The organism is Ruegeria sp. G7, assembly GCF_056535465.1.
This window is the reverse complement of the sequence record NZ_JBQFIL010000008.1, coordinates 1-17,030: the sequence shown is the minus strand read 5'-3', so window position 1 is coordinate 17,030 and position 17,030 is coordinate 1. Positions and strand designations below refer to the sequence as shown.

Below are 17,030 nucleotides of genomic sequence, written 5' to 3'. Positions count from 1 at the left end.
CCGGCTGTTTGATCGCCTTGGGGAATGGCGATGCGCGGCAGTGATGATCTTCGAAGAAACCTCACGGGAACGGGCGTTTCCGGATCGATTGACGACGACCAGCTGGCTCAGGCCCGCGGCTGCTGTGTTCGCCCGCGCGATCGAGACACCAGGCGGTTTAAAGATCCAGACGATTCACTCGTTCTGCGCATCGCTCTCTGCGCCGTTTCCTGCTAGAGGCTGGCGTCAGCCCGCAATTTACCGAGATGGAGGACCGCGCTGCTTTGCTGCGTGAAGAAATCATCGAGGGCTTTGCCGAAGGGCCTCAGCCGCTTTGATCGAAGACGTTGCGGGATTTGTAACCGATACTGGCTTTGACACATTGACCGCAGTGCAACGCAGCGGCGGGAGCCTTTTTCGACCCATTAGACTGGCGCGATGTCGCGCAATGTTTTGGATTGCCTGACGGGTTCGACGAGGGTGTCCGTGCTGGGTCTTTCAAGGCGATGAAGTTCAACTGGTTCAATCCATTCTGCCCGCGCTGACAGAAAACGGTGGCAACAACGCCAAAGCGGCCGCGAAGCTTGCCAGATTTACAGAAGCCCGTATTGACGCTCTGCCCCTATTGGAGAGCGTTTTGCTGACCGGTAAACTGTAAAAGAGCTGTTCACAGCGATTGGCAGTTTTCCGACCAAAGCCCTACGAGAAGGCGTGTTAGACCGGATGCCAAAGATAGAAGCGCTGATGACACGGGTCGAGGCGGCACGCGAACAACGGCTTGCAACGTATGCTGCGCAAAAACCCTGGTCCTGCACCGCTTTGCTGCCGCTTCTTCCGGAATATGATGTCGGAAACAGCTGCGCGGCTGGCTCGATTTTGACGATCTGACCTTGCGCGCGGCAGGTGTTGAATGATCCTGCGGTGGCGGAATGGTCTCTACCGACTGGACGGCGGCATCGACCATATTCTGCGGACGAGGCACAAGACACCAGCCCGGACCAATGGGATGTGATCGGTAGCCGGCGCAGGAATTCACCAGCGGGAAGGCCCGGTCGGACATTGAACGCACGATCTTTGTGGCTGGGGACAAAAAACAGTCGATTTATTCGTTCCAGGGCGCGGGACCCGCAAGCCTTTGACCGGATGCAGGCCGAGTTTGGGCGAAACTGGCGGAAGCAGGCTTTAAACTTGAGGGGTTTGAGCTTGCGCATTCCCTTTCGGTCCTCAAGCGCGATCCTGTCTTTGGTGAATATTCTGTTTGAAACCATGCTGAGGCCGGGTTTCGACGAAGCGCTTCATATCACAAAACCGGCTTACCAGGACGGGTCGATCTGTGGCCTGTGGTTGAGAAGGTCGAAGACACAGAGGACGCGCATTGACCGACCTGCGGGATTGCCGGGGCCCAGCATCACACGGTCATCTTGGCGGAAAAGATTGCCTGCCAGATCAACCATGATCACGGGCCAAACCATCCCCGAGGATGCAGACCCGTCCGGCACGTTTACGCGCCGACCCGTGCGGCCAGGCGACTTTGATCCTCGTGCAGCGCCGATCGGACCTGTTCGCCGAGATCATTCGCGCGTGCAAGGCCAAGCAGCTTCCTATTGCCGGGGCCGACCGCCCGAAAGTGGGCGCGGAGCTGGCGGTCATTGCCGCCTTGTTGAGCTTCTGGCGACACCTGAAGACAGCCTGTCGCTGGCCACCGTCCTGAAATCTCCGCTGTTTGGGTGGACGGAACAGCAGCTTTTTGACCTGGGCCCACCGGCGGGATGAACCGTTCTTATGGTGGCACTGCGCAGACGCGCTGAAGACTTCCCGGAAACACTGGCCGTATTGACGATCTGCGCGGCAAATCGACTTTCTCCGCCCCTACGACCTGATCGAACGCATCCCGACCCGCCACGATGGACGGCGCAAATTGCTTGGCCGTCTCGCGCCCGAGGCCGAAGACGGGATCAACGCTCTGTTGTCTCAGGCCCTTGCCTATGAACGGACGGATATTCCCAGCCCGACCGGGTTTCTGGTCTGGATGCAGACCGATGATCTGAAATCAAACGGCAGATGAGCGGTGTCGGCAACATGATCCGCGTGATGACCGTGCATGGCGCCAAAGGGTTGAATCGCCCATCGTGATCTCTGCCGGACACCGGCAAGCGACAAGCAACCGCGCGACGCGGAAATCATGGTCGCAGACGGCATCTCTGTTGGAAAGTGCCGTCAGACACATCTCCGCATCTGATCGCCAAGGCACGCATCGAAGCGCGGCGAAAGGAGGAGAATGAGCGGCTAAGGTTGCCTGTGGCTCTAACACGCCGAAAAGTGGTTGATCGTCGCGGCGGCGGGGATGTCGGTAAGGATGGGACCAGTTGGTATCAGATGGTCGACGCCGCGATGGAGCGTGCCGGGGGTCCGTGCTCCGGGTCGCAGACCCGTCGGCTGTCGCATGGGGACTGGGACGGGCTTCCATCGACAGATCGCGCTGAACCATCCGGCATCTTGACGCCCGCCAGACCTGTTTCTGCACCCCGCGCAAGTACCGGTTACTGACGCAGGACGATCAGCCCATCTGACCTGGCGGAGCCAAAGTTTTCGCCGGCGATGCCGGTCGATGAGGAGGCGGCCGCTGCGCGGAACCCGGCTGCATCTCCTGCTGGAACATGCCGGACACGAGCCCGGCAACTGGCCACAGCTATGCGCGCGGGTTCTGCCCGATATGCAGGATACGGATCGGCAGGAGATTTTGGTCGAAGCATCCGCGTTCTCAAAGCAGATCATTTGCAGCCCATCTTGCTCTGGCGCTTTGGCCGAGGTTCCTGTCTCAGCCGAGCTAAACGGGTGGCGCATGCACGGGGTCATCGACAGGCTGATCGTGACGGACACCGACATACAAGTGATTGATTTCAAATCGAATGCAACGGTCCCGGATCGGGCTGAGGCCTGCCCGGACGGTTTGTTACGACAGATGGGAGCATACGCGCAGGCGCTGTCTCAAATCTATCCGACAGGGAGATCTGCACAGCAATTCTGTGGACGCGAACGGCCGAGCTGATGTGGCTGCCACACGATCTTGTGACAGATGCGTTGGCCGCGCCCAGATATCTTGACCTCACCCACAGCCGCACATACGTTCACCGCCCAAGCGCATCTCATTCAGGAGACAGAGTATGTCGACCGTAGCCGTCACCGACGAAACATTTGACGCCGAAGTCAAGAACTCGGATGTCCCAGTCGCGTGATTTCGGCCGAATGGTGCGGACCCTGTAAGCAGATCGGCCCGCACTGGAAGAGCTGGCAACCGAATACGGCGAAAAACTGAAGATCGCCAAGGTTGACGTCGACAGCAACCCGAACGCTGCCGCCGCAATGGGTGTTCGTGGCATACCGGCCTTGTTCATCTTCAAAGACGGTCAGGTTGTTTCAAACCGCGCGGGCGCTGCACCCGCTGCCCTGCAAAGCTGGATTGACGAGTCGATCTGATCGGGTTTCTACCGAAAGATACCAAAGGCGTCCTGATCGGGGCGCCTTTTCGTTGGGCCAGCGACATCTGGCGATCATCCAGCACACATCAGTTCAGTCCTGGCGAATCGGGAAATACACATGGCCAAGACACGGGTACTTGTGGAATTCGGGATGGGAACGTCTTTGCGCGCGCGGACTATACGCAGGCTGCAGCGCGCGCCATCAAGGACGCGCTGTGGCATAACTCGATCAACATGGCCGAGCTGTTTGGATTTCCGAAGGAAGCGATGATCATTGACGCGGAAATCGCGCAGCAGCCGGATCAGGTCGATGTTCAAGAGCTTTGGCCATTTTTCCGTATGGGCGGCCAAGCATCACGGTCAACCATGGCGGTTTGACGTGGGAAACCGGGCGGGCAGGGCCAGACGGTGATCGCCAATGCCGCTGTGATCGTATCGTTTGACATGGAACCCGCGCAATGAGTGAAAAACGCATCATTCTGGAAATGGGCACCGGAAACGACCTGTAAGGGCAGGACTATACCAAAGCCGCGTGCCGGGCCGTGCAGGACGCCTTGCACCATTCCTCGATCACCTTGTTTTCAAAGCTGGGACTCGACCACAACGAAATGCGTGTGCGCGTCACAATCGCTGTTCAGCAACCGGAAAACGTGGACTGCGCACGCGTCGCTGCAGATCTGCCCCGGGCAGGCCGAGGTGCACGCGGTCAAAGGCGGTCTGGATGTCTTCGATGAGGCCTCAGGCGAACGCCACGGTCGCAACCGCCGCGATTGAAGCGTATCTACCGGATCAGACGGGCAAATACAGGCAATGCTGACATGGAAAAAGCTGCTCGGAGATCCGGGCGGCCGTTCCAAATCTTGGATCCGGGTGGGATCAGAGTTTTGCGATATCCGCGCGCTCCAGGCCGATATCGTCCAGCTGGGCGTCTGTCAGACCCGACAGGATCTTGCGGGTTTTGCGGGATTCATTCCATACGACAACGTCGTCGTAGGCTTTATAGAACGCGTCCACTACGTGCAGGATGGTAGCTGCTCCGAGCGGCGCATGGATGTTTGCTGTGGTTGCCATTTGCGCAGTCCTTGATTTGAAACAGCCGACCCCTTGTCGGTTGTAAGCCTCACATAGTGTCCGACCCTCCGACCACAATTGCTGGTCTGGTAACCCCGAATTGCGTCCTGTGCATATCTTTGTGCAGTTTTAGAACGGGTTGCGCCGAACCGGCGCGCGGCCCATAGCGCCGGTAAGAACGGAGGCCTGCATGGCAGACAATGATTTTCCCGGTTGGCACGGAACAACGATCATCGGCGTCAAGGGCGGTCAGATCGTCATCGCGGGTGACGGCAGGTCAGCCTGGGCCAGACCGTGATCAAAGGCACCGCACGCAAGGTGCGCCGCTGTCCCCCGGCGGGTTCGAGATCGTCGCAGGCTTTGCCGGGTCGACCGCAGATGCCTTTACGCTGCTCGAACGGCTCGAAGCCGCTTGAAGCCACGCCCGGTCAACTGGCGCGCGCGTCGGTTGAACTTGCCAAAGACTGGCGCACCGACAAATACCTGCAAAAGCTCGAGGCGATGCTGATCGTCACCGATGGAAAAGACCTGTTCGTCATCACCGGGGCAGGGGATGTGCTGGAGCCCGAACATAACGTGGCTGCCATCGGGTCCGGCGGAAACTTTGCCCTGGCCGCCGCGCGCGATGATGGATGGCGACAAATCTGCGGAAGAGGTCGCCCGTCAATCCATGGCAATTGCCGCAGATATCTGCGTCTACACCAACGGAAATCTGACGGTCGAGGCGATCTCAGGCTAAGAGGGTCGAGATTTCCTTGCCTTTCCACCGCAGGTGCATGCCGATCAGACCCAGGATCGCGGTGACGATTACGATGTAGTAGGGCAGCCGGATGTCGATGCTCATCAATCCGCCGCCGATCAGCGACATGACCCCGCCCGCCAGACAGAACACGGCCGTGGTGACGCCCATGACCCAGCCCTGATCGGTTTCGCTGACGGATGAGGAAAACAGGCCCAGCAGGGTCGGGTAGGAAACACCAAAGAAGAAGTAGAAGAAGAACACCGGGACGTAGCTGAACACGCCGCTGGGGCTGAAGGCAAAGGCAAAGCCGCAGATCACCATGACCAGCAGCGATGTATAGATGATCGAATGCTTGCTGAACCGCTCCTGCGCGGGTTTAACAAGGAACGTACTAGAAAAGGCCAGGGCAAAGCCGATGACCACCATCGCCACGCTGCCCCCGATCACGCCATAGCCAAAGGCGCTGGTCAGGAAGTTGTCGACAAACACGTAGAACGTCACATTGGCGATCATGAACAGAGCGTAAACCGGCATGATTTTCAGCACCATCGGATGCCCGCGCACCGCAATCAGGCTATCGGTGATGTCACGCGGGCGGAAGACAAAGGGCGCCCGCTCGGACCTTGTGTCCTTAAAGAACGTGATCACCAGGAATATCGCGATCAGGACCAGAACAAAGGCCCTGTAGAAGGGCGTTTTCAGGTCGCAGCGCTTCCCAGCAACGCAGAGTCCGACAGAACTGCCCCGATAATCGGCCGCCCACCAAGCCAAAGCTGACGCCAGTTACGATGTAACCCATGTTGCGATCGCGATCGGCGGCATCGGTGCTCCCATCGATCATAGCCGCCTGCGCGATGGGTTGGTTGCCGGCGGTGAACCCGGTGATCGAACGGCCAATGATCAGCAGCAGCAGACTGTTGATGTAGAGTGCGACAATGGTCAGCGCATATCCTGCCAGCGCACCAGCCAAGCAGACCAGAAGGGCATTCTTTCGTCCAATGGAATCCGAGACCTTGGACACATAGACCACCCCCAGAAACCAGGACAGGAAGAAGCAGCCGATCACCAGCCCGTAGTAGAAATGCCGACGCCCCGTGGCTGTGCTTTCAGGCAGAAATCCGGACTTTGTCTCCATGATCAGTGAGTTGATGATGGGAAAACAAGGCCCTGCCCGATCAGATCTACAAACACCACGAACAGCAAGGTAACCTTGGCAATCTTCGTCATTCCAAAACCCTGACCCTCAAACCATTGAAAACACTTTAGCAGACGGCAGCCGCTTCACCTAATGGCGCTGTTTGAGGAAAGCATTTGCAAACCCGATGAAGCGTTGCTAACCAGCGCTGCCGACGGAAAACGGCTTGGTTGTTTTCGCAAATGCAGTGACTACCTAAGCCGGATGTTACCTATGCTGAGTGAGAGGACTGCCCCCTTGACCGACCTGACCCCGCGCGAGATTGTCTCGAACTGGATCGCTTTATCATCGGTCAGAAGGACGCAAAGCGCGCGGTCGCCGTTGCTTTGCGCAATCGCCGGCGGCGCAAGCAGCTGGCGGATGACATTCGCGATGAGGTCTATCCAAAGAATATTCTGATGATCGGGCCCACGGGCGTTGGTAAAACGGAAATCAGCCGTCGGCTGGCCAAGCTGGCCCGCGCGCCGTTCATCAAGGTCGAGGCGACCAAGTTTACCGAAGTCGGTTATGTCGGGCGCGACGTGGAACAGATCGTGCGCGATCTGGCCGACGCCGCCATCCTGCAAACCCGCGAATACATGCGCGAGGACGTCAAAGCCAAGCTTATCTGGCCGCAGAAGACCGCGTGATCGAAGCCATCGCCGGCGAGGATGCGCGCGACGCAACGCGAGAAATGTTCCGAAAAAACTCAAGGCCGGTGAGCTAGACGATACCGTGATCGAACTCGAGGTTGTCGACAGCTCAAATCCCATGCCGATGTTCGACGTACCCGGACAGCCCGGCAGCCAGATGGGCATGATGAACCTTGGGGACATCTTTGGCAAAGCGTTCGGCGGGCGCACCGTCAAACGCCGCATGACCGTTGCCGAAAGCTATGACACCTTGATCGGGGAAGAGGCCGACAAACTGCTGGACGATGAAACCGTGACCCGCGCAGCTTTGGACTCGGTCGAGCAGAACGGCATCATCTTCTTGGATGAGATTGACAAGGTCTGCGCGCGAACAGATGCCCGTGGTGGCGATGTCAGCCGCGAAGGGGTGCAGCGCGATCTGCTGCCTTTGATCGAGGCACGACGGTCTCGACTAAACACGGTCCGGTCAAAACCGACCATATCCTGTTCATCGCGTCTGGCGCGTTTCATATCGCCAAGCCCTCGGACCTGTTGCCAGAACTGCAGGGCCGCCTGCCGATCCGTGTTGAACTGCGCGCACTGACAGAGGAAGACTTTGTGCGCATCTTGACCGAAACCGACAACGCCCTGACCTCCAGTACACCGCCCTGATGGGCACCGAGGAAGTCACCGTCACCTTTACCAACGATGGCATCGCCGCGCTGGCCAAGATTGCGGCTGACGTGAACCAGAGCATCGAGAATATCGGCGCAAGACGGCTGCATACGGTGATGGAACGTGTCTTCGAAGAGCTGTCCTTTGAGGCGCCGGATAAGGCCGGAACAGAAATCACGGTCGATGCGCAATTTGTCAGCGATAACTTGGGTGAGCTGACCAAATCGGCGGACCTGAGCCGTTACGTTCTGTAACCAGACCGGCCGGAACTTGCCGTATTTCACGGTATTGCGGCGCCTCGTCTCTGGACGCAGGGGCAGAAATCGATAGCGTAGCCGCAAGACATGCTGAGATCTGATTGTGCTGCGCTATTTCTTTGTCCTGCTGACCGCTTTGTCGCTGAGTGCTTGTGTTGACCGTTCGGTCTCCGAGACGGTTCCGGACGCGCTGCGCGTCGGCACGCCGAGACCGTGTTTGCCGTGACCTCCCGCGCTCGTGAAACCGATGGCTCTTACGGGTACCGCCGTGCCGAGCAGCTGCGCTATCTCGAGATGACAGTGTCGATTCCGCCATCCCACACGCCCGGATCGCTCAATTTTTCCTACGCGAATCCGATCCGAACACCCAGTTTGTCCTGGCTGGTGTCACAGAGTTCACAGGACCGCAGGACCTGGGCAATCGGCTGAAAGGCGTCAACGAAGTCACGATCTTTGTGCATGGCTACAACGCGACGCAAACCGAGACCGTGTTCCGGGCGCACAAGTGGCTCGCGATATCGGTATTCCCGGCTCAATCCTGATCTACTCATGGCCCAGTCAGGCGCGCGGGTCGGCTATGCCTACGATCTGGACAGCATGCTTTTTGCACGGGACGGATTGGAACGGACCGTGCGCGAGCTGAAATCCATGGGCGTGACTCACGTCAATATTGTTGCACACTCCATGGGCGGCGCGCTTACAATGGAAATGATGCGTCAGGCCGAACTGCGCCAACCGGGCTGGTCCCGCCGCAACATAGCAGGCGTCATTCTGATTTCACCGGATCTGGATGTCGACCTGTTCCGCACGCAGATGAATAGCATCAAAACCCCGCCAGACCCGTTTGTGGTGATGGTATCGCAAAAGGACAAAGTCCTGAATATCTCGGCCAGGCTGCGCGGCACTGCGGACAGCAAACGGCTGGGCAACATCGACCGTTGCGCAACTGGCGGATTATCCCATCAGCGTGATCGACACGACGGCCTTCAACAGCGATGCCGGATCATCGCATTTCGTGGCAGCGACCTCACCTGCGCTGCTGTCACTGCTCAGTTCGGTCCGTCGTGTCAACCGAACCTTGGGCGGATCGACCCGGCATAGACGGTCTGGTTCCGCCGACCGAACGAAACACCGATGGGGCGACCGAAATCGTGCTGACAGGAACCGGTCAGCCGCAGGTCAGCGCTCCGTGACACGGTTCAGCCTCCGGGACTATCTCGTTCAGAATGCCACGTGGTTGAGCGCGGGCGTCTTGCTGACTTTTCTGTCCAGCTTTGGCCAAACGTTCTTTATCTCGATCTTCGCAGGTGACATTCGTGCCGAATTCGGATTGAGCATGGCGGATGGGGCGGGTTGTACACGCTGGGAACAACCGGGGCCGCGATTGTCTGATCTGGGCCGGCGGCTTGACGGATTTCTTTCGCGTCCGGGTTCTGGGCCCTGCCGTTTTGTTGGGTGTCGCCCTCGCTGCTCTGGCAATGGCCGCGAATACCTGGCTGGCCCTTTGCCGGTCGTAATCTTCTGCCTGCGCCTGTTCGGTCAGGGGATGAGTACACATCTCGCCGTTGCTGCCATGGCGCGCTGGTTCACCGCGACACGCGGAAAGGCACTGTCCATCGCCTCAGCCGGGTACGCAATTGGAGAGGCCCTGCTATTGGTCTTTGTCGCGGCGATGGCCTTTCTGGACTGGCGCTGGTTGTGGGTGGTGGCAGCCTGCATCACCATCCTGGGAGTGCCCGTTCTGGACACGCCTGTTGCGTCTCGAAAGAACGCCGCAAAGCCTGACCGACGCTTACACCGCCACTGGGATGGAAGGGCGGCACTGGTCGCGGCTTGAGGCTTTGGTCAACCCGCTGTTCTGGTTCATGATGCCGTCGGTGATGGCGCCGTCCGCGTTCATAACCGCGTTCTTCTTTCATCAGGTTTACCTGGCCGAGATCAAAGGCTGGCAGCATCCAACTGGTGGCCTTGTTCCCGGTGTTTACGGGGGTGTTCTTACTGTCGATGTTCGCGGCAGTGGGCGTTGGACAAATGGGGTACGGCGCGCATGATGCCGTACTACCACTACCCATCGTTTGGCTTTGTTGTCCTGTCCGTTGCTACGTCGATCAGCGGCGCGCTGCTGGGCTTGATCCTTCTGGGACTGACCGTTGGGGCGAACAGTACCTTGCCCAGCGCGTTCTGGGCCGAGTTCTATGGCACGCGACATATCGGTGCCATCAAGGCCATGCCACAGCTGTCATGGTTCTGGGGTCCGCAATCGGACCGGGTTTGACCGGCCTACTGATTGACTTTGGCGTCTCTCTGGACACGCAGTTCCTGTGGATCGGCGGTGGCTTCGTTCTGGTCTGCGGTCTGATCTATGTCGGGGTATCCCGCGCAGTGCGTACGTTCTAACGAACCCGGCGCAGGTAGACATAGTAGGCTCCGTCGCCACCATGGCTGATATGTGCAGGCGTCACCTGCAGAACCGCCTGTGCCAGCGGCGGCAATGACAGCCATTGCGGCACCTGATTGCGCAACACGCCACGCGGGGGTCGGGATCGGGCCGGGCTCATCGGTCCTTGCCTTTGCCGGTGACCACCAGAACGAGCCGCTTACCGGACGCCTGCGCATTCAGGACAAAGCGGATCAGGGCAGGATGTGCATTGTCGACGCGCATCCCGTGCAGATCCAGCTCCTCGCTTGAGCGCCACGCTTCATGCGGGCAAAAGCCTTAGTGTCCATTTGAACCGGTCTGGCACGAAGGTCTCGGTGACTGATGGCTTCAGAGCGTTTGCACCCTGCTTTGTCGGCGCTTTCTGGCCGGGTTCGAACGCATCCAAGCGGGGTTTCGGCGATTTGGTGGGTTTAGGTTTGGGCAGCGAGGTCGGATGCACCGTCTGCGGAATTTCGGGTGCAGTCTCTCGGTCTGTTTTGCCACTTTGCGCCACAGTTCGATTTCATCCGCCGTCAATTTGCGCCGCGCCATCAGAACTCATCCGGCAACATTGCATATGCACGCTGGATCGGCAGCAATACGACCATCCGGCCAGGGTCTTTGAGCTGACCCGCCGCCTGTCCGGCCTCATCCCCGGTCCCAAAGAAGATATCGGCGCGCTGGGCCCCCTTGATCGCAGAGCCGGTGTCCTGTGCAGTCATCAGCCGTCGCAGAGGATCTTCTCCATCCTTCTCCACCCAGACCGGTGCGCCCAGCGGTGTATAAGCCGGATCAGCCGCAATGCTGCGCATCGTTGTCACCGACCGGTTCATCGCGCCCAATGGCCCAAATTCAGGCGCAACGCGCGTGACCTCGCGAAAAAACACATAGGACGGGTTGTGAAACAACAGCTCGGTCCCGGCTTCGGGATTTCGGCGCACCCAGGCGCGGATCATCTGGGCGCTGACCTCATGAGCTCCAAGTATACCCCGTCGGATCAACTCGACCCAATTCGAGCGATAGGGATGCCCATTTGCGCCGCCATACCCCACGCGCAGAGCGGTACCGTCCGGCAACCGGACACGCCCCGAGCCTTGGATCTGCAGAAAGAACAGCTCGACAGGGTCGTCGACCCAGGCAATTTCCAGCCCCCGGCCGTTCATGACGTCACCCGTCAGAATCTCACGCCTGCTCAACCACTTGCCTCTGCGCGAGCCTCGGGCGGAATACGGTAGAGCGGATACTTGAACCGGTCAGATCGGGTCCGGGACCCGTCAAGCTCTGGCTCGAAATATCCGGTAAACAGGGCATCCTTGCCGTCTTCGACCAAAACGGGGCGAAAACACCAAAGAACGCGCGAGCGGCATCCGGTTCGTAGGTTTGCGCAACCCCACACAGCGCACGCCAATCCGGATCCCCAAGATCCCCGCATGTGTTCAGAAATACAGAAAGGCCGCCCCGTGATCGTCGGCGGCCCAGCCATCGAGTTCGTCAAACGAGAGAATGGACCGCGTCGCGTCGGCTCCGGCGGCGCGCTGGCGGTGGTCATAGCGCCCACCAGACATAGCGACCGGAGCGTTGCAATCATGCGTCCGTGGCAACAAGCAGCCAGTTGGATCGTCTGCCCATGACACGGGCAAAGGTCCAGCTGTCCTTTTGGCGTTTGATGGTGTTGGGTTGCCTTCGATGATATCGCCGCCGCGGTCGCGCACGACCGAGGTCAGCTCGCCAACAAAGCGCATGGTGATTTCCGCCTGATTGGTATCCTTGTCGAATTTTGCATCGCTCAGGGTGGTTTCACGCACGCCGACAAATTCGGCCTCGATGGTCAGGCCCTGGTCTTCGCGTGCGGCCACGACCGACACAAAGGTGTCGAACACCTCTTCCGACAGGAAGGGCTGGATTTCGTCCAGATTACCGCGCTCGAATCCCATCACGATCATCTCATACGCACCACGGGCACCCTGCACGAATTCGCCAACGGAAAACGCAGGCTCGACCCGTTTCATCGCAGCCAGTACCTGCGCCTGTTCGCTGTCTTCGGGAACATGGTCGGTGATATCGTGATCCGGACCGCCTTCAATCACCTCGAAATCGCGGCGCGAGTTATTGGCGTCGGACTGCTTTTGCAGCGGCGGCTTTTCAAAGCCTTCACGCGTTCCCAGTACGCTTCTCAGGCGCAGGATCAGGAAAATCGTAATTCCGGCCAGCACCAGAAGCTGGATCAGGGGTGAGTTCATTTCGTCCTCTTTTCAGCGCCGGAACTTTGTGTATGCGGCCTCATGCCACTATGTAGGTGACAGTTCGTGGCAAGTCCACAGCCCGGCCTATGGTAAAGGATACCGCAAATGTACCTGTTCTTGGCTTTTATTGGTTCCGATCATCGAGATCGCCCTGTTCATCCAGGTTGGTGGTCTGATCGGTCTATGGCCGACGCTGGCCATTGTAGTCCTGACTGCGGTTTTAGGCACCGTTCTGGTGCGGACACAAGGTCGCATGGCGCTGGGCAATCCACAGCGGTCCTTTGCCGAGCTTGACGATCCGACCGAGCCGCTGGCCCATGGTGCCATGATCCTGCTGTCCGGCGCCTTGCTGCTGACGCCCGGGTTTTACCGACGCGGTCGGCTTTGCCTTGCTGGTTCCAGGCGTTCGGGTGGCGGTCTTCCGCTATCTGAAGTCCAAAGTCACCGTCACCCAGTTTCAAATGGGACCCGGCCCCGGGTTTCGGGGTCAGCGCAACCCGTTTGATCAGGACGACGTCATTGATGGCGAATTTACCGGGTTCGGCCCCAAAAAGACCCGTCAAAACCGTCCAAATGGGTTGAAGGTCCGCACCAGCATTGAGGTACCCGGCCCAACTTGCTAAGCAGTGGCGAATTTTATTTTTGGGTAGATCCATGGCCGAAGAAAACACTGCAGAAAACACTGCGGCCCAAGCTGCCCCCAGGTACAGATGCGCGTTCTAGGACAGTTCATCCGTGACATGTCCTTTGAAAACGTGATGGCCCAAAGGGCGTGTCTGGAGACGTGCAGCCCGAAATCTCGGTTCAGGTGAACCTGGATGCCAAAAAGCGTCAGCAGGATCATCAATACGAAGTTGCGATCAAACTGAACCTGAAGTCCAAGGCCAAAGGGCTGGAGGACGTTCTGTTCCTGTTCGAGATCGACTATTGCGGCTTGTTCCACGTGGAAGGCGTGCCAGAAGATCAGATGCACCCGTTCCTGATGATCGAATGCCCGCGTATGCTGTTCCCGTTCCTGCGTCGGATCGTCAGCGACGTCACCCGCGACGGTGGATACCCGCCGGTCAATCTGGACACCATCGACTTTGTGTCTTTGTACCGCAATGAACTGTTGCGCCGTCAGGCCGAGCAGGCCCAGAAAACAGACGCCTGAAGATTATGACCCGTGCCTGATCGGTTCAGGCGCGGGTCCATAGGGCGTTTTCGCCCAGTTTTTCCACGAATTTCTATGTGCTGCGCGTTCATCCTCGGTGATCCGGGATGGAAGTGGCGCGTCGTACAGGCCGCCACTCCTCGCCTCCGCCTGCTGCCGTTGCGCCCGATGAGGACAGCCCAAAGTCGGGCTGCCGCCCACCAATCAGTTCCAGATACACCTCGGCTAGTATTTCCGAGTCGAGTAGCGCCCCGTGCAAAACGCGGTTTGAGTTGTCGATGTTGAATCGCCGGCACAGTGCATCCAAAGATGCAGGCGACCCCGGAAACCGCTTGCGCGCAATGGCAACGGAATGGGTTGCAGCCCAATCCATTTCAGTTCCGCATTCAGAAACTTCATGTCAAAGGATGCGTTATGGATTACCAACGGCTTCACCCACAAAGTCGCGAAACCCCCTGACCAACCTTAGAAAAGACAGGTTTGTCTTTTAAGGTGACCTCGCCTTTTCCGCCGGGCGCGGCGTTTCCAGCAGATCGGGCCCGATACCGTGTACACAAAGGCTTCCTCGGGCATCGACCGTTCGGGATTGATGTAGACGTGATAGGTTTCGCCGGTGGCCACGTGATTCCAGAGTTCGACCGCCCCGATTTCCACAATCCGATCCCCACCATCCGGGTCGAAACCGGTGGTTTCGGTATCAAGTACAATTTCACGCATCTGCTATCCCCGCCCGTATCTGCCTGACGATATCCTGCACCTGAGCGCGGGCGTGGTCAGGGTGTCGGTGATAATCACGTAATCTGACCGGGCGCATTTCTCATCGTTGGGCATTTGCTTGCTGAGAATCTGCTCAAACTGTGCTTCGGTCATCGTTCCCCGTTCCAAACGCGGCGCTTTTGTTCTGCTTCTGGGATTGAAACGCAGGCCACAGCGTCCATCGCCGCTTCGCCACCAATTTCGAACAGCAATGGAATGTCGAACACTACAATCTCTGCTGCTGTTTGCGACCGGAACGCCGCTCGATCCTCTGCGACCAGTGGGTGTACAATGTACTCTATGGTTTTCAGGGCGCTTGGCGTGTCTGAAATGATCCGTTTCAGCGCATCCCGGCTGACCGCGTTGTCCACGACGGCGGACGGAAAAGTGGTGCGGATGGGTTCGACCGCAGCGCCATCTTTGGAATACAGCCGGTGCACAGCTGCGTCAGCGTCCCAAAGCGGCACAGCCCTCTTCAACAAACATCTGTGCCGTCGTGCTTTTGCCCATGCCGATGGATCTGTCAGGCCAAGCAAGCTCATGCCAAAGTCGCCGCGCGCGTTTCAGCGTCAACCTCGGGACGCAGTCCAAACCACCGTTCGAAGCCGGGCACAGCCTGATGTAACAGCATGCCCAGACCGTCGACCGCGGTGCATCCTGCCTCTTCGGCGGTTTGCAAAAGCCGGGTTTTCAAGGCACATAGACCAGATCGGTGACAACCGCGCCGGGCTGCAGGCCGTCCAGCGGCACGCGCAGGTCTGGCTGGCCCTGCATTCCCAGCGACGTAGTGTTGACCACCAGCTCCGCGTCCTCGATGACGTTGCCGGCCTGAACCCAATCGATCACTGTAATGCGCTGGCCAAACTCTTCTTTCAGATGATCAGCCCGAGTGCGCGTGCGGTTTGTCAGCAGGATCTCCGGCACACCCGCATCGCCCAGTGCTTGCAGCACCGCCCGCGCGGCCGCCGGCGCCGAACACAACAACCGGACCATCCTGTGCATTCCAGTCCGGCGCTCCGCGACGCAGGTTTTCCCATGAAACCGTAGCCGTCTGTATTGTCTGCGTGGATGGCGCCATCTTTCCTGAACACAAGCGTATTTGCTGCCCCAATAACCGAGGCCCGGTCCGATACGTGATCCGCTAGTCTCAAGGCAGCCTCTTTATGCGGAACCGTTACGTTCGCGCCGACAAAACCGGCCTTTGGCAGGGTGCGCAGAACATTTTCCAGATCTGCCTGCGCGACATCCATTGGAATGTAATGTCCCGGCAAGTCATAGGTTTTCAACCAATGCCCGTGCAGTTTCGAGACCGTGAATGCGCAACGGGATGCCGATGACCCCGGCCAGAGGATCCGATAGTCGGTCATTGCTTGATTACCCTTTGACAACCAGATAGTTTAGAAGCTCCAACAAGGGCATACCCAAAACGTTAAAGTAGTCGCCGTCAATGCTGGCAAACAGCGCACGCCCTCTTCCTCTAGCCTATAGGCCCCGACTGCGTGCCGAATGCTATCCCAGTTTCGCGCCACGTAGTCTTTTAGGTATGCGTCCGAACTGGCACGCATGCGCAGACGAACCTGCCCGACATGCCTCCAGATCGGTTCCCCGTCCTGATAAATTACCGCGGCAGACAATAACATGTGCCGTTTACCACGCAGCGCCTTTAGCTGCGCCAGCGCGTCCTCAGGGCTTTGGTTTGACAGCAATCGCCCTTCGAAGTCAGAACCTGATCACAACCCAGAACCATGGCGCCTGGACTCTTGTCGCTGATTTTGCGGGCTTTCATTTCCGCTAGCATATCGGCAATGTCGCATGAGGATGCGTTCTCGGCCAACAAGGCGCGTTTCATGGTATCCTCATCCACGCGGGCGATCTGAACCGTGAACGGGACCTGAGCGTTCCTGAGTAATTGCGCCCGAATGGCAGACCCTGAAGCGAGGACGATGGGGACAGTCATGTGGAAAACCCGTGGGCTAATCAATGGGTGGTCTGGTACGGTTTGTATGGTTTTCCGGTTGACACGCAACCCCGAGACTTTCGTGGGAAACATCTCTGGGTCGTTCGGATTCTGTCCCAGGTGAACAAGGATAACTCTAGAGGCTTGGACAACACGTGTTTCCCCAGATACCCAGTAAGTTATCCACAGTATGAATTACCCGGACGTCATTTAAGTAATTATATTTAAACACTTATTTTTCGTACTAACAGATTTACTCTAACGGTTTTGAATACTGTCCACCTGGGGAAAAGCACCTGCAAAACTAAGTAATCCACGGATTCTAAGGGTCCTACAAAACCATCATCCTTTTTCTTTCTATATATTTTTATTAGGGAGGATCAGACCAAAGCTGAGAGCCATGATGAGTGATTTCCTATTGCAATCTATCCATGGGTGAAGTCGCTTCACATTATGGCGGTCATCTCGTGGATGGCGGGTCTGTTCTATCTGC

At 58.2% G+C, this 17,030-nt stretch carries 12 protein-coding genes and 14 pseudogenes; 16 read left to right on the top strand and 10 right to left on the bottom strand.

Translation table 11 applies throughout. The features are described from left to right. The 9 genes and pseudogenes from ACR3EN_RS21230 to ACR3EN_RS21190 all read left to right on the top strand — a co-directional run. Positions 1–274, top strand: a 274-nt coding sequence (locus ACR3EN_RS21230; protein WP_480918551.1) for a hypothetical protein, incomplete at its 5' end; no start/stop codon positions are given. Between the two features lie 428 nt (positions 275–702). Beyond that, the gene (locus tag ACR3EN_RS21225) at positions 703–867 is read left to right on the top strand and encodes a hypothetical protein (protein WP_480918550.1); all 165 of its coding nucleotides are present in this window, start codon (positions 703–705) and stop codon (positions 865–867) included. 188 nt (positions 868–1,055) lie between these two features. Continuing rightward, positions 1,056–1,118, top strand: coding sequence for a hypothetical protein (locus ACR3EN_RS21220; protein ID WP_480918553.1), 63 nt, complete (start codon positions 1,056–1,058; stop codon positions 1,116–1,118). 341 nt (positions 1,119–1,459) lie between these two features. Next, entirely contained in the window at positions 1,460–1,690 is a 231-nt protein-coding gene (locus ACR3EN_RS21215; RefSeq protein WP_480918549.1) for a hypothetical protein, read from the top strand. 207 nt (positions 1,691–1,897) lie between these two features. After that, entirely contained in the window at positions 1,898–2,044 is a 147-nt protein-coding gene (locus ACR3EN_RS21210; protein WP_480918548.1) for a hypothetical protein, read from the top strand. Between the two features lie 543 nt (positions 2,045–2,587). Further along, positions 2,588–3,028, top strand: coding sequence for a PD-(D/E)XK nuclease family protein (locus ACR3EN_RS21205; RefSeq protein ID WP_480918547.1), 441 nt, complete (start codon positions 2,588–2,590; stop codon positions 3,026–3,028). Positions 3,029–3,211: 183 nt separating this feature from the next. Next, positions 3,212–3,456: pseudogene (locus ACR3EN_RS21200) on the top strand (thioredoxin family protein). A gap of 120 nt (positions 3,457–3,576) precedes the next feature. Then, positions 3,577–3,920 (top strand): annotated as a pseudogene (locus ACR3EN_RS21195) (Lin0512 family protein). Next, positions 3,917–4,275, top strand: a pseudogene (locus ACR3EN_RS21190) (Lin0512 family protein). The pseudogenes ACR3EN_RS21195 and ACR3EN_RS21190 overlap by 4 nt, the downstream one beginning before the upstream one ends. 59 nt (positions 4,276–4,334) lie before the next feature. Here ACR3EN_RS21190 and ACR3EN_RS21185 read toward each other — a convergent pair. After that, the gene (locus ACR3EN_RS21185) at positions 4,335–4,529 is read right to left on the bottom strand and encodes a DUF1127 domain-containing protein (RefSeq protein WP_170431581.1); all 195 of its coding nucleotides are present in this window, start codon (positions 4,527–4,529) and stop codon (positions 4,335–4,337) included. Between the two features lie 190 nt (positions 4,530–4,719). On the opposite strand from ACR3EN_RS21185, the pseudogene hslV reads away from it, so the two are divergent. Then, positions 4,720–5,268: pseudogene (gene hslV, locus ACR3EN_RS21180) on the top strand (ATP-dependent protease subunit HslV). Here the strand turns inward: hslV and ACR3EN_RS21175 are convergent. Together ACR3EN_RS21175 and ACR3EN_RS21170 are read right to left on the bottom strand one after the other, a co-directional pair. After that, complete coding sequence (locus tag ACR3EN_RS21175; RefSeq protein ID WP_480918546.1) at positions 5,260–5,919, bottom strand: MFS transporter; 660 nt, start codon at positions 5,917–5,919, stop codon at positions 5,260–5,262. The pseudogene hslV and the gene ACR3EN_RS21175 overlap by 9 nt on opposite strands. After that, a complete protein-coding gene (locus ACR3EN_RS21170; RefSeq protein ID WP_480918545.1) occupies positions 5,903–6,406 on the bottom strand; it encodes an MFS transporter in 504 nt (167 codons plus the stop codon). Before ACR3EN_RS21170 ends, ACR3EN_RS21175 begins: the two co-directional genes overlap by 17 nt. 297 nt (positions 6,407–6,703) lie before the next feature. Here ACR3EN_RS21170 and hslU point away from each other — a divergent pair. The 3 genes and pseudogenes from hslU (at position 6,704) to ACR3EN_RS21155 (ending at position 10,406) form a co-directional block, all read left to right on the top strand. After that, positions 6,704–8,006: pseudogene (hslU, locus tag ACR3EN_RS21165) on the top strand (ATP-dependent protease ATPase subunit HslU). Positions 8,007–8,558: 552 nt separating this feature from the next. Beyond that, on the top strand, positions 8,559–9,110 hold the full coding sequence (locus tag ACR3EN_RS21160) for an alpha/beta hydrolase (protein WP_480918544.1): 552 nt from the start codon (positions 8,559–8,561) through the stop codon (positions 9,108–9,110). Between the two features lie 88 nt (positions 9,111–9,198). Then, positions 9,199–10,406, top strand: a pseudogene (locus ACR3EN_RS21155) (MFS transporter). Here ACR3EN_RS21155 and ACR3EN_RS21150 read toward each other — a convergent pair. The 3 pseudogenes from ACR3EN_RS21150 to ACR3EN_RS21140 all read right to left on the bottom strand — a co-directional run bounded on the left by ACR3EN_RS21150 (position 10,403) and on the right by ACR3EN_RS21140 (position 12,668). After that, a pseudogene (locus ACR3EN_RS21150) lies at positions 10,403–10,980 on the bottom strand (Smr/MutS family protein). The pseudogenes ACR3EN_RS21155 and ACR3EN_RS21150 overlap by 4 nt on opposite strands. After that, positions 10,980–12,016: pseudogene (gene mltA, locus ACR3EN_RS21145) on the bottom strand (murein transglycosylase A). Before mltA ends, ACR3EN_RS21150 begins: the two co-directional pseudogenes overlap by 1 nt. Beyond that, positions 12,013–12,668 (bottom strand): annotated as a pseudogene (locus ACR3EN_RS21140) (Tim44/TimA family putative adaptor protein). The pseudogenes mltA and ACR3EN_RS21140 overlap by 4 nt, the downstream one beginning before the upstream one ends. Before the next feature lie 108 nt (positions 12,669–12,776). Here ACR3EN_RS21140 and ACR3EN_RS21135 point away from each other — a divergent pair. Both ACR3EN_RS21135 and secB read left to right on the top strand, forming a co-directional pair. Further along, positions 12,777–13,272, top strand: a pseudogene (locus tag ACR3EN_RS21135) (FxsA family protein). A gap of 53 nt (positions 13,273–13,325) precedes the next feature. Next, positions 13,326–13,824, top strand: a pseudogene (secB, locus tag ACR3EN_RS21130) (protein-export chaperone SecB). 25 nt (positions 13,825–13,849) lie between these two features. On the opposite strand, the pseudogene dnaQ reads toward secB, so the two are convergent. The 4 genes and pseudogenes from dnaQ to ACR3EN_RS21110 form a co-directional block, all read right to left on the bottom strand. Further along, positions 13,850–14,541: pseudogene (gene dnaQ, locus ACR3EN_RS21125) on the bottom strand (DNA polymerase III subunit epsilon). Positions 14,542–14,690: 149 nt separating this feature from the next. Then, positions 14,691–15,122: a dephospho-CoA kinase gene (locus tag ACR3EN_RS21120; protein WP_480918543.1), complete on the bottom strand. Its 432-nt coding sequence runs from the start codon at positions 15,120–15,122 to the stop codon at positions 14,691–14,693. Then, positions 15,119–15,927, bottom strand: a pseudogene (locus ACR3EN_RS21115) (shikimate dehydrogenase). Before ACR3EN_RS21115 ends, ACR3EN_RS21120 begins: the two are co-directional and overlap by 4 nt. A gap of 27 nt (positions 15,928–15,954) precedes the next feature. Continuing rightward, positions 15,955–16,537, bottom strand: a pseudogene (locus ACR3EN_RS21110) (Maf family protein). A 417-nt stretch (positions 16,538–16,954) separates the two neighbouring features. Here ACR3EN_RS21110 and ACR3EN_RS21105 point away from each other — a divergent pair. Next, on the top strand, positions 16,955–17,030 hold a 76-nt coding region (locus tag ACR3EN_RS21105), incomplete at its 3' end, for a CopD family protein (protein WP_480918552.1).

Bases quoted from the DNA above. Each gene is read 5' to 3' on its own strand.
- ACR3EN_RS21170 (WP_480918545.1), bottom strand. From the start codon at position 6,406: ATGGAGACAAAGTCCGGATTTCTGCCTGAAAGCACAGCCACGGGGCGT.
- ACR3EN_RS21120 (WP_480918543.1), bottom strand. From the start codon at position 15,122: ATGAGCTTGCTTGGCCTGACAGATCCATCGGCATGGGCAAAAGCACGA.
- ACR3EN_RS21215 (WP_480918549.1), top strand. From the start codon at position 1,460: ATGCAGACCCGTCCGGCACGTTTACGCGCCGACCCGTGCGGCCAGGCG.
- ACR3EN_RS21225 (WP_480918550.1), top strand. From the start codon at position 703: ATGCCAAAGATAGAAGCGCTGATGACACGGGTCGAGGCGGCACGCGAA.
- ACR3EN_RS21160 (WP_480918544.1), top strand. From the start codon at position 8,559: ATGGCCCAGTCAGGCGCGCGGGTCGGCTATGCCTACGATCTGGACAGC.
- ACR3EN_RS21205 (WP_480918547.1), top strand. From the start codon at position 2,588: ATGAGGAGGCGGCCGCTGCGCGGAACCCGGCTGCATCTCCTGCTGGAA.
- ACR3EN_RS21185 (WP_170431581.1), bottom strand. From the start codon at position 4,529: ATGGCAACCACAGCAAACATCCATGCGCCGCTCGGAGCAGCTACCATC.